At 65.8% G+C, this 24920-nt stretch carries 25 protein-coding genes and 1 pseudogene; 13 read left to right on the top strand and 13 right to left on the bottom strand.

The genetic code is table 11. The annotated features are described in order from the left end of the window. Window positions 1-14: 14 nt before the first annotated feature. Genes NG696_RS11025 through NG696_RS11015 form a run of 3 tightly spaced genes read right to left on the bottom strand, consistent with a single transcriptional unit; the run spans window position 15 to window position 1988 of the window. Window positions 15-638: an energy-coupling factor transporter transmembrane component T family protein gene (locus NG696_RS11025; RefSeq protein WP_252575387.1), complete on the bottom strand. Its 624-nt coding sequence runs from the start codon at window positions 636-638 to the stop codon at window positions 15-17. Further along, on the bottom strand, window positions 635-1351 hold the full coding sequence (locus NG696_RS11020; protein ID WP_252565322.1) for an energy-coupling factor ABC transporter ATP-binding protein: 717 nt from the start codon (window positions 1349-1351) through the stop codon (window positions 635-637). The genes NG696_RS11025 and NG696_RS11020 overlap by 4 nt, the downstream gene beginning before the upstream one ends. Before the next feature lie 7 nt (window positions 1352-1358). Continuing rightward, window positions 1359-1988 carry a biotin transporter BioY gene (locus tag NG696_RS11015; protein WP_252565324.1) on the bottom strand — a complete coding sequence of 210 codons (630 nt, stop codon included), beginning with the start codon at window positions 1986-1988 and terminating at the stop codon, window positions 1359-1361. A gap of 281 nt (window positions 1989-2269) precedes the next feature. Between NG696_RS11015 and NG696_RS11010 the strand changes: the two genes are divergently transcribed. After that, a complete protein-coding gene (locus tag NG696_RS11010; protein WP_056339851.1) occupies window positions 2270-3868 on the top strand; it encodes an ABC-F family ATP-binding cassette domain-containing protein in 1599 nt (532 codons plus the stop codon). Between the two features lie 134 nt (window positions 3869-4002). Here the strand turns inward: NG696_RS11010 and NG696_RS11005 are convergent, their stop codons facing one another. The 4 genes from NG696_RS11005 to NG696_RS10990 are packed head-to-tail and all read right to left on the bottom strand — an operon-like array spanning window position 4003 to window position 6086. Then, a complete protein-coding gene (locus NG696_RS11005; protein WP_252565326.1) occupies window positions 4003-4482 on the bottom strand; it encodes a YbaK/EbsC family protein in 480 nt (159 codons plus the stop codon). A 3-nt stretch (window positions 4483-4485) separates the two neighbouring features. After that, entirely contained in the window at window positions 4486-5379 is an 894-nt protein-coding gene (locus tag NG696_RS11000; protein WP_252575386.1) for an SURF1 family cytochrome oxidase biogenesis protein, read from the bottom strand. Beyond that, the gene (locus NG696_RS10995; protein ID WP_252565330.1) at window positions 5380-5655 is read right to left on the bottom strand and encodes a hypothetical protein; all 276 of its coding nucleotides are present in this window, start codon (window positions 5653-5655) and stop codon (window positions 5380-5382) included. It lies immediately after the preceding gene. Further along, window positions 5652-6086, bottom strand: coding sequence for a DUF3099 domain-containing protein (locus tag NG696_RS10990; protein ID WP_252565332.1), 435 nt, complete (start codon window positions 6084-6086; stop codon window positions 5652-5654). The genes NG696_RS10995 and NG696_RS10990 overlap by 4 nt, the downstream gene beginning before the upstream one ends. A 144-nt stretch (window positions 6087-6230) precedes the next feature. Here NG696_RS10990 and fabG point away from each other — a divergent pair, with 144 nt between their 5' ends. The 4 genes and pseudogenes from fabG to NG696_RS20965 form a co-directional block, all read left to right on the top strand. Further along, window positions 6231-6956, top strand: a complete 726-nt coding sequence (fabG, locus tag NG696_RS10985; RefSeq protein WP_252565333.1) for a 3-oxoacyl-ACP reductase FabG — start codon at window positions 6231-6233, stop codon at window positions 6954-6956. A gap of 300 nt (window positions 6957-7256) precedes the next feature. Continuing rightward, window positions 7257-8009, top strand: coding sequence for an SDR family oxidoreductase (locus tag NG696_RS10980; RefSeq protein WP_252565335.1), 753 nt, complete (start codon window positions 7257-7259; stop codon window positions 8007-8009). Window positions 8010-8199: 190 nt separating this feature from the next. Next, window positions 8200-8649 (top strand): VOC family protein, encoded by a 450-nt coding sequence (locus tag NG696_RS10975; protein ID WP_308291965.1) that lies wholly within the window; start codon window positions 8200-8202, stop codon window positions 8647-8649. A gap of 33 nt (window positions 8650-8682) precedes the next feature. Continuing rightward, window positions 8683-8853 (top strand): annotated as a pseudogene (locus NG696_RS20965) (VOC family protein); the annotation flags it as partial. A gap of 53 nt (window positions 8854-8906) precedes the next feature. Here NG696_RS20965 and serB read toward each other — a convergent pair. After that, entirely contained in the window at window positions 8907-9800 is an 894-nt protein-coding gene (serB, locus tag NG696_RS10970; RefSeq protein WP_252565336.1) for a phosphoserine phosphatase SerB, read from the bottom strand. Window positions 9801-9966: 166 nt separating this feature from the next. Here serB and NG696_RS10965 point away from each other — a divergent pair, with 166 nt between their 5' ends. The 5 genes from NG696_RS10965 to lplAB all read left to right on the top strand — a co-directional run bounded on the left by NG696_RS10965 (window position 9967) and on the right by lplAB (window position 13974). After that, on the top strand, window positions 9967-10758 hold the full coding sequence (locus NG696_RS10965; protein ID WP_252565337.1) for an ABC transporter ATP-binding protein: 792 nt from the start codon (window positions 9967-9969) through the stop codon (window positions 10756-10758). An 18-nt stretch (window positions 10759-10776) separates the two neighbouring features. Continuing rightward, window positions 10777-11562: a sulfite exporter TauE/SafE family protein gene (locus NG696_RS10960; protein ID WP_252565338.1), complete on the top strand. Its 786-nt coding sequence runs from the start codon at window positions 10777-10779 to the stop codon at window positions 11560-11562. 7 nt (window positions 11563-11569) lie between these two features. Further along, a complete protein-coding gene (locus tag NG696_RS10955; RefSeq protein ID WP_252565339.1) occupies window positions 11570-12379 on the top strand; it encodes a TrmH family RNA methyltransferase in 810 nt (269 codons plus the stop codon). A gap of 137 nt (window positions 12380-12516) precedes the next feature. Then, on the top strand, window positions 12517-12774 hold the full coding sequence (locus NG696_RS10950; RefSeq protein ID WP_111909496.1) for a type B 50S ribosomal protein L31: 258 nt from the start codon (window positions 12517-12519) through the stop codon (window positions 12772-12774). A gap of 108 nt (window positions 12775-12882) precedes the next feature. After that, entirely contained in the window at window positions 12883-13974 is a 1092-nt protein-coding gene (lplAB, locus tag NG696_RS10945; protein WP_252565340.1) for a lipoate-protein ligase LplAB, read from the top strand. 17 nt (window positions 13975-13991) lie between these two features. Here lplAB and pepN read toward each other — a convergent pair whose 3' ends face one another. Both pepN and NG696_RS10935 read right to left on the bottom strand, forming a co-directional pair. Further along, window positions 13992-16607: an aminopeptidase N gene (gene pepN / locus NG696_RS10940; protein WP_252565341.1), complete on the bottom strand. Its 2616-nt coding sequence runs from the start codon at window positions 16605-16607 to the stop codon at window positions 13992-13994. Between the two features lie 53 nt (window positions 16608-16660). Continuing rightward, window positions 16661-17650, bottom strand: a complete 990-nt coding sequence (locus tag NG696_RS10935) for a YeiH family protein (RefSeq protein WP_252565566.1) — start codon at window positions 17648-17650, stop codon at window positions 16661-16663. 205 nt (window positions 17651-17855) lie between these two features. Between NG696_RS10935 and NG696_RS10930 the strand changes: the two genes are divergently transcribed. The 3 genes from NG696_RS10930 to NG696_RS10920 all read left to right on the top strand — a co-directional run bounded on the left by NG696_RS10930 (window position 17856) and on the right by NG696_RS10920 (window position 21262). Then, window positions 17856-19412, top strand: a complete 1557-nt coding sequence (locus tag NG696_RS10930; protein WP_104061462.1) for a circularly permuted type 2 ATP-grasp protein — start codon at window positions 17856-17858, stop codon at window positions 19410-19412. Between the two features lie 75 nt (window positions 19413-19487). Then, the gene (locus tag NG696_RS10925) at window positions 19488-20414 is read left to right on the top strand and encodes an alpha-E domain-containing protein (protein ID WP_056339904.1); all 927 of its coding nucleotides are present in this window, start codon (window positions 19488-19490) and stop codon (window positions 20412-20414) included. Beyond that, complete coding sequence (locus tag NG696_RS10920) at window positions 20411-21262, top strand: transglutaminase family protein (RefSeq protein ID WP_252565343.1); 852 nt, start codon at window positions 20411-20413, stop codon at window positions 21260-21262. The genes NG696_RS10925 and NG696_RS10920 overlap by 4 nt, the downstream gene beginning before the upstream one ends. 45 nt (window positions 21263-21307) lie before the next feature. On the opposite strand, the gene NG696_RS10915 is transcribed toward NG696_RS10920, so the two are convergent. From NG696_RS10915 to glgC, 3 genes are all read right to left on the bottom strand, one after another. Then, window positions 21308-21835, bottom strand: coding sequence for a pyridoxamine 5'-phosphate oxidase family protein (locus NG696_RS10915; protein ID WP_252565345.1), 528 nt, complete (start codon window positions 21833-21835; stop codon window positions 21308-21310). A 45-nt stretch (window positions 21836-21880) separates the two neighbouring features. Continuing rightward, window positions 21881-23332, bottom strand: coding sequence for an SDR family NAD(P)-dependent oxidoreductase (locus NG696_RS10910; protein WP_252575384.1), 1452 nt, complete (start codon window positions 23330-23332; stop codon window positions 21881-21883). 83 nt (window positions 23333-23415) lie between these two features. After that, window positions 23416-24825, bottom strand: a complete 1410-nt coding sequence (gene glgC, locus NG696_RS10905) for a glucose-1-phosphate adenylyltransferase (RefSeq protein WP_252575382.1) — start codon at window positions 24823-24825, stop codon at window positions 23416-23418. Window positions 24826-24920: the final 95 nt, after the last annotated feature.

The raw sequence follows: 24920 nt of genomic DNA, 5'->3' as shown, positions 1-24920 counted from the left end.
AGACCAACGGCCACTCAGTCCTCAGCATCGCCGAGCCCGCGCGCGGCCAGCGCTTCGCCGGTCTGGCGGGCGAAGGCCACGGTGGTGATGAAGACGGGCAGCACAAGGGCACGCGGGTTGCGCTCAAGCCCGCGGGCCCGGGCGGAATCCCTGACATCGGCAAAGGCGCCGGCGATATACGGGATGCTGCGGAGCATGATGGCGATGGTCAGCGCAAAACGTTCAGGGTCCGCGCCAAAGCGGCGGAATGGCGTGGCCAGCGACACCACGCCGTCCAGGATCCGCTGCATGGGCGTGGTGGCCGTCAGCAGGGACGCCGCCACCACGCAGACCAGGATGTTCAGGACAATCCGGGCTGCTGTGGGTCCACCCAGCTGCCACCACTGGAAAAGGCCGATGACCACCAGCACCAGGGCAACAGGTCGGACCGCACTCGCGAGCCGCCGGGGTCCGGCGGCGGTCATGAGAAACAGCACGGCGAGCGCGGCCAGCACCGCGGCGGAGACCAGCCAGTCGACCACCAGGAAAGACACCAGGCCGCAGCCCACCACCAGCAGGAATTTCAGTGCCAGCGGCGTCCGGTGGATGATCGAATTCCCCGGGACGTAGTTGGCCAGCAGGAAGCCGTGCCCTCTCATGGCGCGGCCAGGCCGTTGGTGACCAGCGCCCGGTACGTGTCGACGGCTGCCGCCGCGCCGCCGTCGAACATCACGCGTCCCGACTCCACCACGAGTACGCGGTCCATTTCCAGGGCGAGGTCGAGGTCGTGCGTGGACATCACGATCTGCTGGTCGAGGCCCGTCAGGGTGCGGCGCAGTAGTTCACGGTTCCGGAGGTCCAGGAGCGTGGACGGTTCATCCAGCACCAGGACAGAGGGATTCACGGCCAGTACAGCGGCGAGGGCCATCAGCTGGCGTTCACCGCCGGAGAGCTCGTAGATGCTTTGGTCCGCGAGCGGCAGCAGGCCGAGGCGCTCCAGGGCCGCTTCAGCCAGCCTGCGCCGCTCCGCCCCGTTGCGGACCGGACGGCGCAGCGAAAGCTCCACGTCCTCGCGCCCTGTGGGCATCACCAGCTGCGACAAGGGATCCGTGAAGACGAACCCCACCTGCCTGCGGACCGCCCGCACGGCCCGGACAGTATCGGCGCCCTCCACCGACACGGTGCCGGAAGTTGGCTGGACCAGTCCGTTTATCAGCCGCAGCAGCGTGGACTTGCCGGACCCGTTGGCCCCGATCACGCCGATGCGCTGTTCAGTCAGCTCAAGCGTGACGTCCTGGAGCAGGGTCTTCGGTTCCGGGCGGTTGTCAACGGCAACGGCCACTGCGGCCTGCCGGAATGAAATGGTTGCCATAGGGGGACTAGTTGTTGATCCGCTTCACCCGGCGGACCAGGACGTCGGGGAATGCCCGGTGCAGTGCCACGGCGATCACTGCGGCGAGGATGTTCTTAATCACGTCACCGGGGTAGAAGACCAGGTCTGCGAGGAAGGCTTCACCCAGTGACGCTTTGGTGTTCAGGGCGATCCCGGCAACTCCGAGCGTGTGCACGATAGCGATGCTGGTGACCATCGCCGACGCGAAGAACCACAGCGCCCGGGCACGTGTTGTCCGCCGGATCACCACGGTGGCGAGCCAGCCTACAACGGCTGCTGCGATGGGGAAAGCAATGATGTAGCCGGCCGACGGCCCAGCCAGGATGCCCAGGCCGCTGCGGCCCTGGCTGAAGATCGGCAGGCCGGCCAGGCCCAGGAGGGTGTACAGGCCGACGGCGGCGAAACCCCGGCCCGGGCCCAGCATCAGTCCGGTGAGCATCACCGCAAGGGTCTGGAAAGTGATAGGGATGCCGAACACGTTCGCCGCGATGCCTGGCACCATGGCAGAGCCGGCCACGAGCGCGGCAAAGACGGCGATCAGGCCCAGGTCGGTGGCGTTCCAGCGGCTCCGGAAGCGGGAAGCGGTGCCGGTGCCGGCGGTGTCTGTCTGGCTCATGGGGTGTTCCTGTCGTGGTTGTACAAGCGAAGCATGGGGTGATCCTGACGTTACCGGCCGCCGTCGGGCGCCATTTTGTAGGGGACCTACTAAGCGGGATGCCCGGGACTGACGGCAGGGCACAAACGTTGAGCCAACGCACGACGGCGGTGCTGCGGTTATGGGGTCAAGCTGGGGCCGGTAGACTTGGAAAGGCCGTTCTGTCGGCCATTCTGCCGGCTGCTTCCAGACATCACCCGTTGAGCTGCGGCGTTTCCCTGTTGTGAAAGGCCTTACCTGCTGTGATTACTGTCCAGGATCTTGAACTGCGCGCCGGCGCCCGGCTCCTCATGGACCAGGTGAGCTTCCGCATCGACAAGGGCGACAAGATCGGCCTCGTCGGCCGTAACGGCGCAGGCAAGACTACCCTGACCCGGGTGCTCGCGGGCGAAGGCCAGCCCGCCGGCGGCAAGGTCACCCGCAGCGGCGAGATCGGCTACCTGCCGCAGGATCCCCGGACCCCGGACATGGAACAGCTGGCCCGCGACCGCATCCTCTCCGCCCGCGGTTTGGACATCGCCGTCAACAAGCTCAAGCAGACCCATGAGGACATGGCCAGCGAGGACACCGAGATCCAGCGCAAGGCGATGAACCGCTATGACCGGCTGGAATCCGAGTTCCTGGCCGCTGGCGGATACGCGGCCGAGGCCGAGGCCGCCGCGATCTGCTCCAACCTGGCCCTCCCGGACCGGCTGCTGAACCAGCCGCTCAAGACCCTGTCCGGCGGCCAGCGCCGTCGTGTGGAACTCGCCCGGATCCTGTACTCGGACGCCGAAACGATGCTCCTCGATGAGCCCACCAACCACCTCGACGCGGATTCCATCACCTGGCTCCGCGAGTTCCTGAAGAACCACCAGGGCGGCCTGATCGTGATCAGCCACGACACCGAGCTGCTTGAAGCCACCGTCAACAAAGTGTTCCTGCTGGATCCCAACCGCGCCAAGGTCGACTTCTACAATATGAACTGGAAGCGCTACCTGCTCCAGCGCGAAACGGACGAGCGCGCCCGCAAGCGTGAGCGCGCCAACGCGGAGAAGAAAGCCCAGGTCCTCATCGACCAGGCCAACAAAATGCGCGCCAAGGCCACCAAGGCCGTGGCAGCGCAGAACATGGCCAAGCGTGCCGAACGTCTCCTGGGCGGCCTCGAAGCCGTGCGCGCGACCGACCGCGTGGCAGCCCTGCGCTTCCCGGATCCGTCACCCTGCGGCAAGACCCCCCTAACCGCGGACGGACTCAGCAAGTCCTACGGCTCACTGGAGATCTTCACCGACGTGGACCTGGCCATCGACCGCGGCTCCAAGGTGGTCATCCTGGGCCTCAACGGCGCCGGCAAGACCACGCTCCTGCGGATGCTTGCCGGCGTCGACAAGCCGGACACCGGCGAGGTCGTTGCGGGCCACGGCCTGAAGGTGGGCTACTACGCCCAGGAGCACGAGACGCTCGACGTGGACCGCACCGTCCTGCAGAACATGCGCTCCTCCGCCCCGGACATGAACGACGCGGAGGTCCGCAACATCCTGGGCTCGTTCCTGTTCTCCGGAGACGACGTCGACAAGCCCGCCGGTGTGCTCTCCGGCGGCGAGAAGACCCGGCTGGCCCTGGCCACCATCGTGGCCTCAAGCGCGAACGTGCTGCTCCTTGACGAGCCCACTAACAACCTCGACCCGGCCAGCCGCGCCGAAATCCTCGGGGCCCTGAGCAACTACACCGGCGCCGTCGTCCTCGTAAGCCACGATGAAGGTGCCGTCGAAGCGCTGAACCCCGAGCGCGTTGTGCTGCTGCCCGACGGCATCGAGGACCACTGGAACGAAGACTACCTGGACCTGATTACGCTCGCTTAGCCTTCTCGGCGTCCGCCTCACCTTCCGCTTAGCACCGCGCTCGATTTGCCGCGTGCTCGCTCGTTCCTCGCTTAGACGCACGCTACACAAATCCACCGCGTCGCTGCGCTGACGGTCCACTCACCCTGGCGGAGCTAGCGGACTGCCATTTCCTCTGCGTGCGTGATCCGCTGCAGGTCTTTGTAGGTGATGCTGAACATTGAGTTGTGGTCTCCTGCTCCGGCCCAGAGGAGCTGGTGGGCTTTGAGGGAGTTGTCCAGGAGTGTCCTGATCTTTTCGGGGTGGCCTATCGGGGCTACTCCGCCTACTTCCTGGCCTGTGTGGTGCAGGACGAAGGTGGCGGTGGCCCGGCGGATCTTTCCTGTTCCCAGCTGCGCCGCCACCAGCGCCGTGTCTACCTTGGCGGCACCGCTGGCCAGGATCAGGAGCGGGGCGCCGTCGACATCGAAGATCAAGCTGTTGGTAATGGCCGCAACGTCACAGCCGAGCGCCTCAGCTGCGGCAGCCGCCGTCGGGACCTTGGTGTCGAAGATCCGCACCGTGTCCTGGGCGCCGGCCGCGGTCAGGGCGCTTTTCACATTCGCCACGGGGGCGGCAACTTCCACACTGCGCATGCGTCAGTAGCCCTGCGCGTCCAGGAGGGCGTCTTCCTCTTCTTCGGCGGTCGCCTTCTTGCGCTTGCGGGCAACGGGCGGACGACGGCGGGCGGCGGCAGCCGCAGAGTGGACGGTACTGCCCGAATCCGTCAAGCCTTCTTCGGCTTCTGCGGCGTCCTCGGCGTCGATCGCGGCATTCCTGGCCTGCTGCCGTGCGGCGTAGCCGAAGCCCACGAACATCAGCACGCCGAAGGCGAACCACTGCAACGAATAGGACAGGTGCGTGCCTTCTTCGGTGGTCGGCTTCGGGAACGGGAACGGCATGTCAGCGGGGGCGGGAGATTCTGACGCCAGCTGTCCGTAAGCCCCGGTGAGCACCGGATATCCCAGCTGGTCCGCGTAAGTGGGGAGGTCGATGGAGGCAAGCTGGCCGTCGGGGGCGCCGCGGTCCAGTCCTGGCTCGCCGTGCTTGAGGCGGACCACGGCGGTCACGGGGCCGGCGGGAGGCGCCGGAATGGAATCGGGGCTGCCCGGGTTCTTGTTGCCGATGGGCAGCCAGCCGCGGTCAATTACCACGGTTTCGCCGGTCTCGAGCTTGAACGGGACAACCACCTCATACCCGGGCTGCCCGTTCAGCGGACGGTTGCGGACAACGCGCTGGCCGTCGGGATCGTAGGTGCCTTGGAGTTCCACCTGGGTCCATTCCTTCGACGGGTCCAGCGCGGCGAACTCGTCCCTTGCCTCGTCGAAGGAGATGGGAGTGGCGGAGTAGTTGGTGACCACGCGGTTGATCTCCGCGAGGGTCTCTGCGCGGCGGTCCATCTGCCAACGGCCAAGGAACACGCAGGCAGCTGCGAAGATGGCGGCCAGCAGGAGGTATCCCAGCCACTTGCTGGAAAAGAGGAAGCGGTACATTCAGCCGCCCTGCCCTACCGACGCCTGGCCGGCGTCCTGCCCCGAATGGAGGACCAGGGTTTCCTTCCAGAGCCCGCGGGTCTGGAGGTAGTCTTCGAGCCAGTCGCGGTGGTCGTTGCAGGCAAGCCAGGTTTTGCGGCGTTCCGGCGTATGGATTTTGGGGTTGTTCCAGAGCAATTGCCAGGAAGCTTCTGAGCGGCAGGCCTTGCGGGAGCACATGGCAGCCATGGCCGGCGGGGGACCAGCAGTCCCTGCAGCCAGGTCAAAAATGTTCATGAGGCGCGCCGTTCCTGTCCTTGCGTGGGTTCGTCGTCGTCATCAATGAGCTCGCCCTGGATGACCGCGGACGTGGAGCCGTCCTTTTCCGGCGGCCCGGACGGGCTTTCCAGCTCGGCAAGCGGCGCCGAGTCCAGCAGCGAGTCGCTGTGGACCTCCGCCTGGTCGCTGCCGTTCGCGATCACCACCGCGATCCATGGGAGGAAGACGGCACCGGCGACCATAACGAGCTTGAACCAGCCGTCCACCACAAAAATGAGGATGAGGCAGATCATGCGGATTCCCATGGCCAGCGCGTACTTGATCATGCGCTGGCGCATGTCCTCCGAGTGGGCAGCCGCCGCGTCCGTAATGCTGTGGACCCCGGAATCCCCAGAGAACCTTTCGGGGTCTCCGGGCACGGACTGTCCAGCATGGTTTTCAAGGGTCACGGCTGATTGATCACGCTCCAAAGGCTTGCCTCAATTCTCTCACCATCGGCAGTGGCGCCCAAACGCGGGCTAAGATCGGAGGCAGCAAAAATCACACCTGTTACTACCCGCGGCTGCACATGCCGCAGAATCCCGGAGCGTTTAATGTCTGAAGCAGCTACAACGGCCCGCAGTGTCCTGATCACCGGTGGAAACCGCGGCATCGGCCTGGCCATCGCGCAGGCTTTTGTGGCCAACGGCGACAAGGTGGCCGTGACTTACCGGAGCCCGTCGGAGCTGCCGGCCGGGATTCTGGGCGTGAAGGCGGATGTGACTGATGAGGCCTCTGTGGATGCGGCCTTCGCCGAGGTGGAAGCTGCGCACGGGCCCGTTGAGGTCTTGGTGGCAAACGCGGGAATCACCAAGGACACGCTCCTGATGCGGATGAGCGAAGACGACTTCACATCGGTGATCGACACCAACCTCACCGGCGCTTTCCGTGTCATCAAGCGCGCCTCGAAGGGCATGATTCGGATGCGCAAGGGCCGTGTGGTCCTCATTTCCTCGGTCTCCGGCCTCTATGGCGCGCCGGGCCAGATCAACTACTCCGCTTCCAAGGCCGGTCTGGTGGGAATCGCCCGGTCCCTGACCCGCGAGCTGGGTTCACGCGGGATCACGGCAAACGTGGTGGCCCCGGGATTCATTAACACGGACATGACGGCGGAACTGCCCGAAGCCACCCAGAAAAACTACCTTTCCGGCATACCTGCCGGCCGGTTTGCCGAGGCTTCGGAAGTGGCGAACGTGGTCCGTTGGATTTCCAGCGACGAGGCGGCCTACATTTCCGGCGCCGTCATCCCCGTTGACGGCGGACTCGGCATGGGCCACTGACCACAGAACACTGACCAAGAGGTCTTCCGGAACCGGCGCGGATTCCAGACGTAGGCGAAGCCGCGCCGGTTCGGGAATTCCGGCAGGTGAGTCCCTGAAGACCTCCTCCGGTGTGGATGCAGTTCCGGCGCTGCCCGTCATAGGGGGAGCATACGCCGGGCGGAACACTGCCAGGAGGCTTCGTGGAACTAGCGCAGCCGGGCTTCTTTGTCGGGGTCGAACAAGCGAATGTGGAGAAGGCGCTGGCATGATGGACTCCAGACCTCAAGCGATTTAGACGTTTCGAACAAAGGAGCCCATATGGGACTGCTGGACAACAAAACCGCCATTGTGACCGGATCCTCACGGGGAATCGGCGCTGAGGTGGCCAAGAACCTCGCTGCCGAAGGCGCTGCCATCGTAGTTAATTACCGCCAGAAGGCGCCGCGCGCCAACAAGGTGGTCGCAGGAATTGAAGCTGCCGGCGGCCGCGCCACTGCCGTGGGCGCGGACCTCACCACCCAGGAAGGCGTACAGGCCTTGGCCAGCGCGGCCATGGAGAACTTCGGTTCGCTGGACGTCCTGGTGCTCAACGCTTCTGGCGGCATGGAGTCCGGCATGGCAGACGACTACGCCCTGAAGCTGAACCGCGATGCCCAGGTCAACATGCTCAACGCCGCGGTGCCCCTGATGAAGGAAGGCTCACGCGTGGTCTTCGTGACCAGCCACCAGGCGCACTTCATCAACTCCGTGCCCACCATGCCCGAATACGAGCCCGTGGCCCGCAGCAAGCGTGCCGGCGAGGACGCCCTGCGTGAGCTCCTTCCGAACCTGGCTGAGAAGGGCATCTCGCTGGTGGTTGTGTCCGGCGACATGATCGAAGGCACCGTCACGGCGACGCTGCTGGACCGCTCGAACCCGGGCGCCATCGAAGCCCGCCGCGCCGAGGCCGGAAAGCTCTACTCCGTGGAGGAGTTCGCTGAAGTTGTGGCCAGCATGGCGACGGCGGATGTCGAATCCGGCCACACGGAGTACGCCGGCGGCTCCGACTACTTCGGCAAGGGCGCCGAGTAGCCCTTCCGGGCATCCCGGAAGGGCCGTATTTCCACGCGGCAAAAACCTCATCACCACGACGAGCTCCGGGCAGTACTCCTGCCCGGGGCTTTTGTCTGTCGCTGGAGCCTAGCCTGTCTGTCCGTGTGTCTGTGGAGGGCATTGTCGAGGGCGTTGTCTATGGGGGGCAGGGCCGCTTAGGGTTTTATGCATGGCACAGCAACCAGAGGTGACGGGCCGTAGCTATCCGGCAGGTGTTCCCTGTTGGGTGGACACCCAGCAGCCCGACGTGGAAGTCGCCATGCACTTCTACGGCGGAATCTTCGGGTGGGAGTTCGAGGACACCGCCCCGTCCGGCGGCACTGGCAGATCCCGACGGCGCCGAGTTCCGCATCTGGCAGACTCGCGGGCGACTCGGCGCCCAGGCGGTCAACCTTCCCGCGGATGGAACTTCAGTGACCTCCACACCACAGACACCGAGGCAGCAGTCGCCTTCTACACGAAGGCATTCGACTGGCAGTTCGACAACCTCGACTTCGGAACGATGATCCGCCGCCACCCCGGATACGGTGACCACCTCGAAGCCGCCGTGGACCCCAACATCCGGGTTCGCCAGGCGGGCGACCTCGTCCCCCGCGGCTTCGAGGACGCTGTCGCCTGACTTGCCTCCGCGGCGCCCGGTGAGCGTCCGCAGTGGCACGTGACGTTTACTGTCGCAGACCGGGACCGTACGGCCCGGGATGCTGAGCGCCTCGGCGCCGTCATCCTGGGGCAGGACGACACCGAATGGACGCGTACCGTCCTGATCCGGGATCCCGGCGGAGCCGTATTCACCGCGAGCCAGTTCACGCCGCCGACCGGCTGAGCAGACCCGGGTGATTTCGACCCGGCCGGCTGCGGGACGAGGCCTGCGGAGCTTCAGACGCCGGCGATGTGGCGCACGGCGTCGAGGTACGGCATGTTGATCGCAGAGTCCGCAACTGCCCGGACCGCAGGTTTGGCATTGAACGCCACTCCGATCCCGGCAGCCCCGAGCATGTCCAGGTCGTTGGCGCCGTCGCCCACGGCAATGGTGTGTTCCATCGCGATACCTTCGGCGGCCGCCCACTCGCGCAGGTACTTTTCCTTCGCCGCACGGTCGATGACGGCACCGAGCACCTTGCCGGTCAGGGCGCCATCCACAATCTCAAGCTCGTTCGCCAGCCAGTGGTCCAGGCCCAGATCCTCAGCGATGGGACCCAGGATCTGGTTGAACCCGCCGGACACCACGGCCACCACGTGGCCTGCAGCCTTGAACGCCGCAACCAGCTCAGCGGCACCTTCGCTCAGCTTCACTTCCGCCCGGACGGAATCGACGACGGCGGCCGGCAGCCCTGCGAGCACGGCCACCCGCGCGTGGAGGCTCTGCGCGAAGTCCAGTTCACCGCGCATCGCCGCTTCGGTAACTGCCGCCACCTCCTCCCGCTTGCCCGCATAGGCCGCCAGGAGCTCGATGACTTCCTGCTGGATCAGCGTCGAATCAACGTCCATGATCAGCAGCTTCCGCGGAGCCGCCCGCAGGCCAGCGGGAACGATGGCGGTGTCCAGGCCATCCTGCGCCGCCTCGCCCAACGCCCTGCGGAGGGCCGAAATACCAGCGTCCGTGCCATCGGCGAGGGCGAGCTCGGCAGTGTGGACCTCAAACCGGCTGTCCCCGCCCCTTGATTCGGATTGGAGCGTGGCGCCACTGCCCGTCAGGGCGGAGCGCAGCTTGTCGAGCCCGGAGGCAGTCAGTTTTGGGCCATAGCTGACCGCAGTCACGTTCGAAGTCATGGCTGCAATCTTAGCCAGCGGGGGAGAGCCGCCCGAATTGATTGCGCCACGTTGATGGCGAACCCGTGGGCCAGCCACCAGACGGGCGTGGCCGGGACTGTGACAAGCGTCGCTGTCCACGTTTCAGTTATCAGTCCGTCCCTGTTTTGTCCTAGTGTCTACTCTTATGAGTGATGTTCTTGAATTGGCCGCCGTCAGCGTTGTCCGTGGGTCTAAGACGCTCCTGAACAAGGTGGACTGGCAGGTCAAGGAGGGCGAGCGCTGGGTCATCCTCGGACCCAACGGCGCAGGCAAGACCACTCTCCTGCAGATTGCTGCAGCCCGTCTTCACCCCACCAGCGGCATGGCCGGCATCCTGGAGGAAATCCTCGGCTCCGTGGACGTTTTTGAACTCCGTCCCCGTATTGGACTGTCCTCTGCCGCACTGGCCAATCAGATTCCCGGACACGAAACGGTCCTCAACGTTGTTGTCACCGCGGCTTACGGCGTCACGGGGCGCTGGCGTGAGGGCTATGAGAAGGCTGACGAACGCCGGGCTTTCCGGCTGCTGAATGACTGGGGCATGGGTCCGTTCCTGAACAGGGCGTTCGCGTCCCTGTCCGAGGGTGAGCGCAAGCGCGTCCAGATTGCCCGTGCCCTCATGACTGACCCGGAACTCCTCCTGCTGGACGAACCTGCCGCCGGCCTGGACCTGGGTGGGCGCGAGGACCTGGTGCACCGCCTCAGCGAACTGGCCCGTGATGAGGCCGCTCCGGCCATTGTCCTGGTCACCCACCACCTCGAAGAAGTGCCGCCTGGCTTCACCCACGCCATGCTGCTCCGTGACTCCAACGTGGTGGCAGCCGGACCCCTCGAGGGTGTCCTGACGGCGGAGCACCTCAGCAAGACCTTCGGTGTGGACCTGGACGTCAGCGCCAACGCCGGCCGCTACACCGCCACCGCCACCGCCCGCCGCTAGGCCGCGGCGCCGCCAACCGTGGATCTTCTCAGCAGCATCTTTGTGTTTTTTGCCGGCCTGTGGGCCGGCACCATCAACGCCGTTGTAGGCTCCGGCACCCTTGTCACCTTCCCGGTCCTCATCGCCCTCGGCATTGCGCCGGTGACAGCGTCCATCAGCAATGCCATGGGGTTGGTGGCAGGCAATGCCGCCGGCGCGTGGGGGTACCGGAAGGAACTCAAAGGCCGGGGCCAGCAGCTGCTCAGGCTGCTTCCTGCCTCCCTGTTGGGGGGCATCAGCGGTGCTTGGCTGCTGCTGCACCTTCCGGAAAAGGTGTTCCACTACGCCGCTCCGGCCCTGATCGTGCTGGCACTGCTGATGGTGGTCTTCCAGCCCCGGCTCCAACAGTGGGTGCGCACCAGGGAGGAAAACCCCGAGCACGCCATCAGGGACAAACGCCACGGCCTGCTTCTGGTGGTACTGGTGTACTTGGCCGGCGTCTACGGCGGCTACTTCGTGGCCGCCCAGGGGATCCTCCTGGTGGGCATCCTGGGCGTGTTCCTCACCGGCACCATCCAGAACGCCAACGCCATGAAGAACATCCTGGTCCTGGGCGTGAACATCGTGGCGGCGGCCTCCTATCTTCTGTTCGCGTTCGGCCGCATCAACTGGGCTGTGGTGGCCATCATCGCTGTCAGCTCCCTCATCGGCGGCGTCGTCGGCTCCAAGGTGGGGCGCCGGCTTTCCCCGCCGGTCCTTCGCGGCGTGATCTTTGCGCTCGGACTGGTGGCGCTGGGCTTTATGATCGCTAACCTGCTGAAATAATCAGCCGGTGACAATCCACTATCTTGAATCCGCCGGGGACCCCCGCGTCTCCGACTACACGCAGCTGACGGACGTTCACCTGCGGAAGCTCCGTGAACCGGCTGAAGGAATGTACATCGCCGAATCCTCGCGGGTCCTCCGCCGGGCGTTGGCAGCGGGCCACCGGCCAAGGTCGTTCTTCCTGGCGGAGAAATGGCTGGCTGACCTGCAGGATGTCCTCAGCGACTATCCGGACGTTCCTGCATTCATTGGAAGCGCCGCCCTGCTCGAAGAGATCACCGGATTCCACCTCCACCGCGGCGCCATGGCAGCCATGCAGCGGCCCGAACCGGTGCCCCTCCGCGAGCTGCTGGCCGGCGCGCGCCGGGTCGCGGTCCTGGAGGACATTGTGGACCACACCAACGTGGGCGCCATCTTCCGGTCGGCCGCTGCCCTCGACATCGATGCCGTCCTGATTTCGCCGCGCTGCGGCGACCCGCTCTACCGCCGCAGTGTCCGGGTCAGCATGGGAACGGTCTTCCAGGTGCCCTGGGCGCGGCTGGAGTCCTGGCCGCAGGACCTGTCCCTGCTCAAGGACGCCGGCTTCACAGTGGCCGCGCTGGAACTCACAGAGGACGCCGTGGACGTGGACGCGCTGGCCGGGCGGAATCCGGACCGGCTGGCCCTGGTACTCGGCACCGAAGGCGCCGGCATGAGCGCCGGGACGCTTGCCGCCGTCGACCTCGCCGTGAAGATCCCCATGCGCCCTGGCGTGGACTCCCTCAACGTGGCGGCGGCCTCCGCTGTGGCGTTCTGGGAACTCCGGCCCCGCGGTTAGCAAGGTCTGCGTTGATCAGCTATTATTAACAGCTGGCTGTCCTGCGCTTTCTGCCTTGCGGCAGTGAAGCAGACACCAGCCATCCCATTCATACCTGGCAGCTGGCAAAATCCAGTTGTGCGAACAAAGGCCCCATTATGAAGTCTGATATCCACCCGAAGTACGAAGCTGTTGTTTTCAACGACCTGGCTTCCGGCGTCAGTTTCCTGACCAAGTCCACCGTGTCTTCCAAGAAGACCATCGAGTGGGAAGACGGAAACACCTACCCGGTTATCGACGTCGAAATCTCCTCCGAGTCCCACCCGTTCTACACGGGCAAGCAGCGCATCATGGACTCTGCAGGCCGCGTCGAGCGCTTCAACGCTCGCTTCAAGGGCTTCGGCGGCGCGAAGTAATTCACCCCCCAAGGTTCTTTGGAAAGCCCGCACCGGCAACGGTGCGGGCTTTTTGCGTCCGGGCTTTGTCGTTTCGGGGAGCCCTGATCATGGGGCAGGATGGGAGCCATGACTGCCTCGCCATTTGCCGCTGAAGACCGCCCCCGCAGCCACCACGGTGAGTACAAAGTCCCGGGCGGCAAACTTGTGGTGGTGGACTTCGATGTTGTGGACGGTGTCCTGGCCGACGTCTCCCTCAGCGGCGACTTTTTCCTCGAACCCGACGAGGCGCTCCCTGCCATCAACCGGGCGCTGACAGGACTTCCGGAAAGCACGACGGCGGCGGAGCTGTCCGCGGCCGTCACCGGTTCGCTGCCACCCGGCGCCGTCCTGTTCGGTTTTTCGGCCGACGCCGTGGCCGTCACCGTCCGCCGCGCCCTGGCGAAGGCAACGGCCTGGACCGACCACCACTGGAACATCATCGCCCCCACGGTACTGCCCACGCATATCAACGTGGCCCTGGACGAGGTGCTGACCGAAGAGGTGGGCGCCGGCCGTCGCAACCCCACCCTGCGGTTCTGGGATTGGGAGGAACCGTCCGTGGTGATCGGCAGTTTCCAGTCCTTCCGGAATGAGCTGGATCCCGACGGCGTGGCCCGGCACGGCATCAGTGTGGTCCGCCGGATCAGCGGCGGCGGAGCGATGTTCATGGAAGCCGGCAACTGCATCACCTACTCCCTGTACCTGCCGCAGACGCTCGTGGACGGGATCAGCTTCGCGGACTCGTACACGTTCCTGGACGCCTGGGTGATGGCCGCCCTCGAGAAGATCGGGGTGACTGCGTTTTACGTGCCCCTGAACGACATCGCCACGGACCAGGGAAAGATCGGCGGTGCTGCCCAGAAACGCCTCGCCAACGGGGGCATGCTGCACCACGTCACCATGAGCTACGACATCGACGCCGACAAGATGGTGGAGGTGCTGCGCATCGGCAAGGAGAAACTCTCGGACAAGGGGACGCGCAGCGCCAAGAAGCGGGTTGATCCGCTGCGCCGGCAGACCGGACTGGCCCGCACGGAGATCATCGCGGCCATGATGGAAGTGTTCAGCGAACGGTACGCCGCCACCCCCTCCGAACTCACGGCCGCCGAGCTCAGTGCCGCCCGGGACCGGGTGGTCACCAAGTTCGGCGCCGAGGATTGGCTGCACCGGGTCCCGTAAGCCCTTGCCGGTGTGACCTACTGCAGCTGTGCGGTGAGTGCCCGGAGCAAGTGGCTGCGCTGCTCAATGATGATCCTGCGCAGGGCCCGCGGAGCGTCGGTATTGGCCTCCAGCCAGGCATCCGCGCGGAGCACCATGGGGTGGTCCGCTGGCAGGGTCCCCGCCGGCAGATCCTGCGCCATGGGATACAGTCCCCGGACGATCCGGCTGGCGATTTCGATGCTCCGCTTGTCCCAGACACCGCGGAGGCACTCGAAGTAGGGCTCCACATAGGGGTCCAGCAGGGCAGCCGGAGCCGTGGCAAAGCCGACGATGGTGGCACTGAGAAGCTGGTTTGACAGCCCCGTCCCCTCCACGGCCTCCTGCCAGGCGGCGGCCTTCACCTCAGGCTCCGGACGGGCGGCCAGCGCGGTGGCGTGGCCCGCCCGGCCCGAGGCGGTGGTGTCCCGTTCGAGTTCTGCGTCCAGCTCGTCGGGGGTGGCCTGCCCGTTGGCCGCCAGGGCGTGCCAGAGGCTCCAGCGCAGCTCGGCGTCCACGGCCAGGCCGTCCACCACCACCGTGCCGTCCAGGAGGCCCCTGAGCCGGGGGAGGAGGGCAGCGTCGTGACGGCTGACGGCGGCGAGCGTCCGCGCCCAGGCCAGCTGGTAGTCCGAGCCCGGCGCTGCCTTACCCAGCTGGGCGTCGGCCGCCGCCAGGAAGGCGCCGCGTACCGCGTCGCGTTGGGCCAAGGGGGTGTAGCGTTCGACGGCGGTGGCGGCGTTCTCGAGGATGTTCAGCAGCACGCCGACTCCCGTCTCGGACGGCCCGAACGACGTCACCGCCTCCACGTAGCGGGAGGCCGGGCTTTCGCCGTCGCGGGCGGAGTTCCACAGCGCGGTCCAGCAGAGGGCTCGGGCCATGGGATCGGTGATCCGGTCCAGCGAGGCCAGGACCGTTGCCTCGGACACCGGGTCCAGCCGCACTTTGGCGTAGGTGAGGTCATCGTCGTTGACGAGCAGGAGGGCGGGCCGCGGCTGCCCGGCCAGTTCCGGGACCTCCGTCCGCGCTCCGGCAACGTCCGTTTCGACACTCCCCGTGCGGACCAGGGCGCCGTCGGCGTCGAAGTTGTACGAGCCCACGCGCAGCCGGTGCGGCCGCAGTTCCTCCCGTCCGGTGACGGGGTCCACCGCATCCTGGACGATCGTCACGGCGCCCAGTTCGCCGTCGTGCGTCCCGGTCTCCACGGACAGCGTGGAGATGCCGGAGGTCTGCAGCCAGGCGGCGGCCCAGCCGGCAAGGTCGCGGCCGGAAGCAGCAATGAGGGCTTTCAGGAGGTCCGCCAGGGTGGTGTTCCCGTAGGCGTGGTCGCGGAAGTACTGCCGTGAGCCGGCGATGAACGCGTCAAACCCCACGTACGCCACCAGCTGCTTGAGCACGGACGCGCCCTTGGCATAGGTAATGCCGTCGAAGTTCTGCTTGGCGGCCTCGAGGTCGGGGATGTCGGCCACGATCGGGTGGGTGGTGGGCAGCTGGTCCTGGACATAGGCCCAGGCCTTGCGTTTGTCGGCGAAGTTCACCCACGCCGTGTCCCAGTCGGTGGCGCGGTCCACGCCGAGGGTGCCCATATAGTCCGCGAAGGACTCCTTCAGCCACAGGTCGTCCCACCACTGCATCGTGACGAGGTCGCCGAACCACATGTGGGCCATTTCGTGCATCAGCGTATTGGCCCGTGCCTGGTACTGCGCGTCGGTGGCGCGGGACGTGAACACATAGCTTTCGGTGAAGGTGACCAGCCCCGGGTTTTCCATCGCGCCCAGGTTGTATTCCGGGACAAAGGCCTGGTCGTATTTCCCCCAGGGGTACGTGTAGTCGAACAGCCGGTTGAAGAAGTCCAGCCCGTTTTTGGTCAGGCGGAAGACCTCAGCAGCATCGAAGGATTCCGCCATGGAAGCCCGGCAGTACAGGGCCAGGGGCACCCCCAGCGGTGTGCCGTCGTCGAGTGTGGCGCTCCAGTGGTCCTGGGCTTTGAAGTAGGGCCCGGCAAGGACTGTGGTGATGTAGGTGGACATGGGGCGTGTGGTGGCGAAGTCCCAGCGGCTGGTGTCCGGATCGCTGGTCAGCTGCGTGCGGGCAGCTTCCACACCGTTGGAGGCCACCTCCCAGCCGGACGGTGCCATGACGTGGAACGTGTACTCGGCCTTGAGGTCGGGCTGTTCAAAGTTGGCGAACACGCGCCGGGCGTCGGCGGGTTCGTACTGCGTGTAGAGGTAGCACTGGCCGTCGGCGGGATCCACAAAGCGGTGCATGCCCTCGCCGGACCGGCTGTAAAGGGCGGTGCCGGTGACAGTGACCTGGTTTTCTGCCTGCAGGTTGTCCAGGCGGATCCGGGAACCGTCCACCACGTCGGCCACGGGGAGTCCTTTGCCGTTGAGGAACACGCTGTGGACTTCGCCGGCGATGAAATCCAGGAATGTGGACGCCACCTGCCCCTGGACCGGCACGGCTGCGGAGAAGTTGATAACGCTGCGGCTGGTGTAGCCCGCCACGTGCGGGTCCGCTGCCTGCCGCACATCCAGGGAGACGTCGTAACTGTGGGTGCTGATCAGGGCTGACCGTTGAGCGGCTTCATTGCGCTGCAGATTCTCATGTGACACTCAGCTATCTAATCACGGGATCCGGGCCTGCGGCTCACCATCCGGACGCCGGCCTAGGCGGTCATCAGCAGGGCCGCTGCCAGGCCCAGCAGCGCGATCAGCAGCCATGCCGCCAGCGCCGCTAGCAGTGCCCTTGCTCCGGTGTGCAGCAGCGTGCGGATCCGCACGGCGGACCCGAGCCCGAACAGCGCCGCCCCCAGGAGAATGTCCTGCAGCCCGGCACCGGCGTCGAGCCAGCCGTCGGACAGCCAGCCCGTGGACCGAAGCCCCACCATGGCCACGAACCCCACTACGAACAGGGGCACCAGCGGCGGCAGCGCGTGTTGGCCCGATGTGCGCATGCGGTGGTGCAGGCCCGCCACGGCAACCACCGGTGCCAGGAGCAGCACGCGGGTGAGCTTAACGACGACGGCGATGCCCAGTGCCGCGGTGCCGGCAGTTTGCGCCGTGGCCACCACCTGGCCGACGTCGTGCACCGACGCACCCGTCCAGGCGCCGAAAGCGAGCGGGCTCAATTGCAGGGGATGCATCAGCAGCGGCAGGATGCCGATCGCCAGCGTGCCGCACAGTGTCACCAGCGCCACCGGCAGGACGGTATCCGCATGCCGGATCCGGCGCACGGCCGCCATGGCTCCGATGGCGGACGCCCCGCAGATCGAAAAGCCGGTGGCCACCAGCAGTGCCGTTTCACTCGGCAGCCGGAACAACCGCACCATCAGGTATGTGCCGCCGAAACTCAGAAGCACCACGCCCGTGATGAGGACCATGGCCAGCCAGCCCAGGCCCAGGATGTCCATGATGCTCACTTTGAGGCCAAGCAGGACGATGCCGCCCCGCATCAGGTGCTTGCCCGCGAAGTCCAGGCCCGGGCGCGCCCGGCCAGCGATCCAGACGGCTGTGCCGGGCAGGTTTGCGGCGAGCAGGCCCAGCGCAACGGCACTGGTCATGGCCGGCAGTGCCGGCGCCACGGCATGTACAGCGAAGGCAACGGCCAGGGCGGGGACCGCCGTTAGGAGGCCCGGCAGGAGCCTGCGGGAACGCATCGCCACACCGCGAAGGCTGGCCCGCAGGGCGCTTCGGCGGCCTTTGTTCCCGCCGGCTCCCGAGCTCCCTGGATTACTTGTCTCTGGCACTCACTAACCTTGCCGGATAGGACACGGATTCAACGAACCGCTGATGCCCAGCGGCAACACGCCACAATGGATGGCGGTAATGATTTCGAAACAAAAAGATGGTTGGCTAAAGGACATGTCAGACCTATTCCAGGATTACTCCGAGGCCGCCGGGCGCACGGGCGCCTACGACGAGATGTTCACTCCCGGCCAGGAAGCACGCGAGTCGTACGGCCAGGTGGCCGATGCCCTAAGCAAGCTCTCCCTCGCCGACGTCAGCGCCCGGGCGGACTCCATGGCACGGACCTTCCTGGACCGCGGCGTGACCTTTGACTTCGCGGGGGAGGAGCGGCCGTTTCCGCTCGACATCGTCCCCCGCGTTATCCCCGCCGATGAGTGGACCGTGCTGGAAAAGGGCGTGGCGCAGCGCGTCCGGGCCCTGGAAGCGTTCCTCAACGACGTCTACGACAAAATGAACGTGGTGGCAGACGGCGTCATACCGCGCCAGCTCGTCACCACCAGCGCCCACTTCCACCGCCAGGTGCACGGCTTCGAGCCGGCCGGCGGAGTCCGCGTGCACATCTCCGGCATCGATGTGGTGCGCGACGCCGCTGGCACCTTCCGCGTCCTGGAAGACAATGTGCGGGTGCCGTCCGGCGTCAGCTACGTCCTGGAAAACCGGCGGGCCATGGCCAAGGGCCTGCCCGAAGCGTTTGGCCAGCAGCTCATCCGGCCGGTCGAAGAGTACCCCCGCCGGCTGCTGTCTGCCCTGCGCAAAACGGCTCCCGCCGGCGTCGACGATCCCACGGTAGTGGTGCTGACCCCCGGCGTCTTTAACAGCGCCTACTTCGAACACACCCTGCTGGCCGGCCTGATGGGCGTCGAACTCGTCGAAGGCCGCGACCTCATCTGCCGCGGCAACCGCGTCTACATGCGCACCACGGCCGGTGAACAGCGCGTGGACGTGATCTACAAACGCATCGACGACGAGTTCCTGGACCCCCTGCAGTTCCGCTCGGATTCCATGCTCGGCTGCCCGGGACTGGTCAACGCCGCCAGGGCCGGCGGCGTGACCATCGCCAACGCCGTGGGCAACGGCGTGGCCGACGACAAACTTGTCTACAGCTACGTTCCGGACCTCATCCGCTACTACCTCAGCGAGGAGCCCGTCATCGCGAACGTGGATACGTTCCGGCTGGAGGAGAAGGATTCCAGGGAATATGTCCTGGACAACCTGGCTGAGCTTGTGGTGAAGCCCGTGGACGGCTCCGGCGGCAAGGGCCTGGTCATCGGGCCGGACGCCTCCAATGATGAACTCGAGGCCCTGCGCAAGCGAGTCGTCGCGGACCCGCGCGGCTGGATCGCCCAGCCGGTCCTGCAGCTTTCCACAGTGCCCACGCTCGGCGGGGACAAGTTCGGCCCGCGGCACGTGGACCTGCGCCCCTTTGCTGTCAACGACGGCGACGACGTCTGGGTGCTTCCCGGCGGACTCACCAGGGTGGCGCTCAAGGAAGGCTCCCTCATTGTGAACTCCAGCCAGGGCGGCGGCTCCAAGGACACATGGGTGCTGGCAGACTCACCCCAGGTGCCGGTCGAAACTGTTCCTCGGCCCACAATTTCCATCCGTGAGCGGGTGTCCGTCTGGCCAGTGGAGAGCAACTGGCGCGACCGCCAGTCGGAGCAGCAGCAGTGAGCCGGGCCATCGAACCGGCACAATTGGTCACGGGGGCATCCCCACAGATTTCGGACGCGCAGGAGGTCACCGCGAATGCTTAGCCGTATTGCTGAGTCCCTATTTTGGATCGGACGCTATGTGGAGCGGGCCGACGGCACCGCCCGGATCCTGGACGTGCACCTTGAACGCCTGAACCACCTCCCCATGGACGAACGCCGCAGGGTGGCCCAGGAACTGCTCGCAGTCATGGGTGCCCGGCCGCAGAGCGAAGACTTCGGCCTGCCCGAACTCCTCCACGCCCTGGCATACGACAAAACCAGCGCAACGTCCATCGCTGGGTCGCTGGGCGCAGCCCGCGAAAACGCACGGCGTGCCCGCGAGACCGTGTCCTCGGGCCTCTGGGAAAGCCTCAACACCACCTACTACGGGCTGAGCCAGCACCGCAAGGACGTAGTGGGGACGTACCGCTTCTGCAACTGGACGCTGGAACGGACGGCCATGGTCAGTGGCCTGGCCGACACCACGGTTAGCCATGACGAAAGCTGGCTGTTCCTGGTGTTGGGCCGGTCCCTGGAGCGCGCCGACATGACCGCGCGGATGCTCTCCACTCGGGATGTCCTCTCTGCGGGCATGTCCTGGGTCAACATGCTGCGGTGCGCGGGCGCCTATGAGTCGTTCCTGCGGACGCGCCGAGCCGCCTTCGGGGACCAGCACGCCGCCGAGTTCCTCCTGCTCGACCGGCTGTTTCCACGGTCCATCGTCTACGCCCTGCGGGACGCCGATGAGTGCCTCGCCAAGCTGGACCCTTCTGCACAGCGCGTGGGCTTTATCAACGACGCCCGCCGGATCGTGGGCCAGGCCCGTACGTTTCTCGAGTTCCACCGGACGGACGATCTAATGTCCGAACTGCCCGAGCACATGGAACGCGTGCAGAAGGCCGTCTCACAGGCCTCGGACGCCATTTCCCGTAAATACTTCAATCAGGCAGACGAACTGGCCTGGGTGGGAGAAGTTTCATGACCCGGCTGAGCATCATCCACACCACGGCTTACAAGTACAACAAGCGCGTCACGCTGTCCTACAATGAGGCGCGCATGACGCCCCTGACCGATCCGCAGCAGGTGGTCCTTGAGTCCGTGCTCAAGGTCTCGCCGTCGCAGGCGGCCGTAAGCAACTACCGGGACTACTGGGGCACACGGGTCACAGCATTCGACATGCAGATGCCGCACGACCACCTTGAGGTCGTTTCCAACATCACCGTTGAAGTGCACCGGGCGGAAAAAATCCCCGCCGACGCTGACATCGCTGGCTGGGACGTCCTGGCATCGAAGGAGTCGTTGAATACGTTCAGTGACTGGCTGCCGCAGTCCCAGCTGAGTGGTCCCGGCGTCGAGGTACTGGGAATCATTCCAGGTGTCGTAGAGGGCAAGAACCCGCACGAGGCCGCCATGGCCATCTTCGAATGGATGCGCGGCGAGATGACGTACATGTCCGGCTCCACCGCGGTCACCACCAACGCGGAGGAGGCCTGGGGCCAGCGGCAGGGTGTCTGCCAGGACCTCGCACACCTCGCCATCGGCGCGCTGCGCAGCTGCGGCATTCCCGCCCGGTACGTCTCGGGATACCTGCACCCGAGGTCGACGGCGGCCATCGGCGAGACAGTCGCCGGCCAGTCACATGCCTGGCTGGAGTTCTGGGACGGGGACTGGCGCAGCTGGGATCCCACGAACCACAAGCCGGCAGGCGATTACCACGTCACCGTCGCCAGGGGCCGGGACTACCGGGACGTGCCGCCGTTGAAGGGCATCCTGTCCGGCGGCGGCGGTTCGGCGCTGAGCGTGAGCGTGGAAATTACCCGCCTCGCTTAGGCAGTCGGGGGCATTTCCTCGTCGTGCCCAAGGTCCTGCCCAGGACTACTCCGGAGCTGCCTTGGCCGCTCCGGAGAGCTGGGTCCACCAGGTCATGGGTGCTGTGACTTTGAACCGGCGCCCGGTCACTGTTCCCGGGCTCACCCGGACAAAGGTGTCCTTCTTCCCGGCCTGCCATGGGAAAAGATACAGGGCTGCGGAGTCCAGGATGCCCTCGGTTCCAGTGATGGCCTTTGCCGGTCCCTTGACCACCACGCTCCAGGCGAGGCCACTGACGGCATCCACGCCGTCGGCCTCCAACGCCACAGCGGCACCTCCTGAGGCGGCGGCCAGCTTCGTTCCTGCGCCGGTGCGGAAGACTAACGTTCCGCCATCCACCGTGTAGTTGATGGGGAAGATATCAGGCTGGCCGTCCACCAGGACGGCCAGCCTGCCGACGGAAACCGTCCGCAACAGTGCCCAGCATTCATGGTGTTCCAGGTTCTGGACCTGGGACGTGGACTCGTTGGAGTTGGACTCGCCGGACGTTGGGTCGCTGGACGTTGGGTCGCTGGACGTTGCTTCGCTGCTCATGCCGCCGAGCCTACGCCCAACCCTCCGGCCAGGAAAGTGTCCGTCCTACCAGGGGCTGGGCTTGTAGTCCTTGAGGAAGACCCCGTACTGGTCCTCGCCGTTTTCGCCCATCACGATCGGATCGTAGACGCGGGCGGCGCCGTCCACCAGGTCCAGAGGCGCGTGGAAGCCCTCCTCCATGAGGCGGACCTTGGTGAAGTGCGGCCGTTCGTCAGTGATCCAGCCGGTGTCCACCGCAGTCATCAGGATCCCGTCGGCGTCCAGCATTTCCTGGGCGCTGGTGCGGGTCATCATGTTCAGGGCTGCCTTGGCCATGTTGGTGTGCGGATGCCCGGGGCCCTTGTAGGCGCGGGAGAACTGGCCTTCCATGGCGGAGACGTTGACGATGTACTTCCGGTGCGCCGTGGAGCGCTTCATGGCGTCCCTGAGCCTGCTAACCAGCAGGAACGGGGCCGTGACGTTGCAGAGTTGGACTTCCAGCATTTCCAGGGGGTCAACCTCGTCCACCACCTGGGTCCAGCTGTTGATGTCGGCCAGGTCCGGGACGAGCCCGCCGGCGTCGATCGCTGTTCCGGAGGCGATCCGCTCCAGCGAGGCCGAGCCGGTGGAGAGCGCCAGCGAAGTGATGGCGTCGCCGGCCAGCACCGGGTGATCCGTGACACTGCTCGCCAGGGCGAGGGGGTGTTTGTCGTGGGCGTGGCCGAACGTCACCAGTTCCGGTCCGCCGTTGGCCGGCTCCAGCGCGGCGGGCAGCGGCTCGTCCTCCGCGTCCACCAGGGGTTTGTAGGCGTTGCCGGATCGGCGCACCGTTTGGGCGGCGTTGTTGATGATGATGTCCAGGGGGCCCGCGGCGTTGAGCGAATCCGTCAGGGCCATCACCTGTGACGGGTCGCGCAGGTCGATGCCCACGATCCGGAGCCGGTGCAGCCACTCGCTGCTGTCTTCCATTGCCGCAAAACGGCGTGCGGCGTCTTTGGGGAACCTGGTGGTGATGGTGGTGTGCGCGCCATCCCGGAGCAGGCGCAGCGCGATGTACATGCCGATTTTGGCCCGCCCGCCGGTGAGCAGCGCACGCCGGCCTGTCAGGTCGGTGCGGGCATCCCGCTTGCTGTGGCTGAAGGCGGCGCATTCGGGGCAGAGCTGATGATAAAAGGCGTCCACCTGCGTGTAGTGCTTCTTGCAGATATAGCAGGGGCGGGAACGGATCAGGTGCCCGGCCACCTTGCCCGTCGCCGAGGTCTCCAGCTTGTTGCCGCGGGTCTCGTCGTCGATCCGGTCCGGTGCTGCCGTTGCCGTCTGGGCGATGACGGCCCGGTCGGCTTCGGAGATCAGGTCCCGTTTGGTGACGCGGCGGTGACGCTTCACGGCCTTGAACAACTTCCCGGTGGCACGGCGCACCGAGACATAGTCGGGGTGTTCCTCGTCATAGACGTGGATGGTGTTCAAAACCTTGAGGCAGGCCTGGATTTCCTCAGGCGACAGATCGGGGGAGCTCATTGTACCGATTTTACAGCCTGGGGAAGATCCGGCCCGACCGGGTCCAGCTGTTCGCTGTCCTGCCGGGCCTGCCCGTCCCTCGCCTAGGAGCGGCGGCCGCCCGGGGCGGCCTGGGATGCCGCCTCCGCATGGACCGCAGCAACCTGTTCCACAGATTCGCGGATTTCTGGATAGTTGGCCGTGGCCGCTTTGATGGCATTGGGTACAAGGTGAAGGTTCCTGGCGGCAAGCGCCCGTTCCGCCTCCCCGGGCTCAGGCACCTGCTGGCCCTTGGCGAGCACGGTGATGCCGGACTCGGTCACCTTGAATCCGCGGGCGCGGTCCAGGTCATGGTCCAGGCCGATCGCGGCGCCAGCCGGCACCTTCACGTTTTTGTCCAGGATGGCCCGGTTGACTACGGCGCCCTTGCCGATGTTCACCTTGTCCATCAGGACCGAGTCGATGACCCTGCTGCCGTTACCCACAAAGACGTCATTGGACAGGACGGATCCCTCCACCACGCCGCCGGAGATGACCACGCCGCTGGACACAATGGAGTCCAGGGCGGTGCCCACGGTGTCGTTTTCGCCGCGGACGAACTTGGCCGGCGGGGAGATGCTCTGCCGCGTGTAAATGGGCCATTCAGAGTTGTAGAGGTTGAACACCGGCAATGGCGAGATGAGGTCAATGTGGGCGTCGTAGAACGAATCGATGGTGCCGACGTCGCGCCAGTAGGTCCGGTCGCGTTCCGTGGAGCCGGGAATGTCGTTGAGGGTGAAGTCGTAGACTCCGGCCTCACCCTGGCTGACGAAGTAGGGGATGATGTCCCCGCCCATGTCGTGCTTGGTGTCGAGCCGTTCGGCGTCCACGTGAAGGGCATCCACCAACGCGTCGGCGTCAAAGACGTAGTTGCCCATGGAAGCCAGGAACTGGGTGGGATCAGCGGCCAGGCCAGGAGTTGTGGCGGGCTTTTCCACAAATGCGGCGATCTTCTGCGGGTCCTCCTGGTCCACCTCGATCACACCGAACTGGTTGGCCATGCTCAACGGCTGGCGCACGGCGGCCACAGTGGCCTTGGCACCGCTCTGCACATGCTGCTCCACCATCTGGGCGAAGTCCATGCGGTACACGTGGTCCGCACCAACCACGACGACGATGTCGGGGTTGGCGTCATGGATCAGGTTCAGGGACTGGTAGATGGCGTTGGCGCTGCCGAGGAACCAGCTCTTGCCGACGCGCTGCTGCGCCGGCACGGACGCCACATAATTGCCCAGCTGCGTGGACATCCGCCAGGTCTCGGAAATGTGGCGGTCAAGGCTGTGGGACTTGTACTGGGTCAGGACCACGATCTGCAAGTAGCGTGAATTCACCAGGTTGGACAGCGCAAAGTCGATCAGCCGGTAGCTGCCGGCAAAAGGCACTGCAGGTTTCGCCCGGTCTGCCGTCAGCGGCATTAGCCGATTTCCCTCGCCGCCCGCGAGGACAATGGCCAGGACTCTTTTATTCAACGGCATGGTAGTAGCTCCTGTACGCCTTCGTAACTCCCCAAACAGTCCGGCACGCCCGGACCCCTTCACACTAGAACAGATAGTGCGGAAGGACTACCTTG

This window comes from Pseudarthrobacter cellobiosi, from assembly GCF_023913755.1.
Classification (GTDB): domain Bacteria; phylum Actinomycetota; class Actinomycetes; order Actinomycetales; family Micrococcaceae; genus Arthrobacter; species Arthrobacter cellobiosi.
This window is presented reverse-complemented; position numbering and strand designations above follow the sequence as displayed.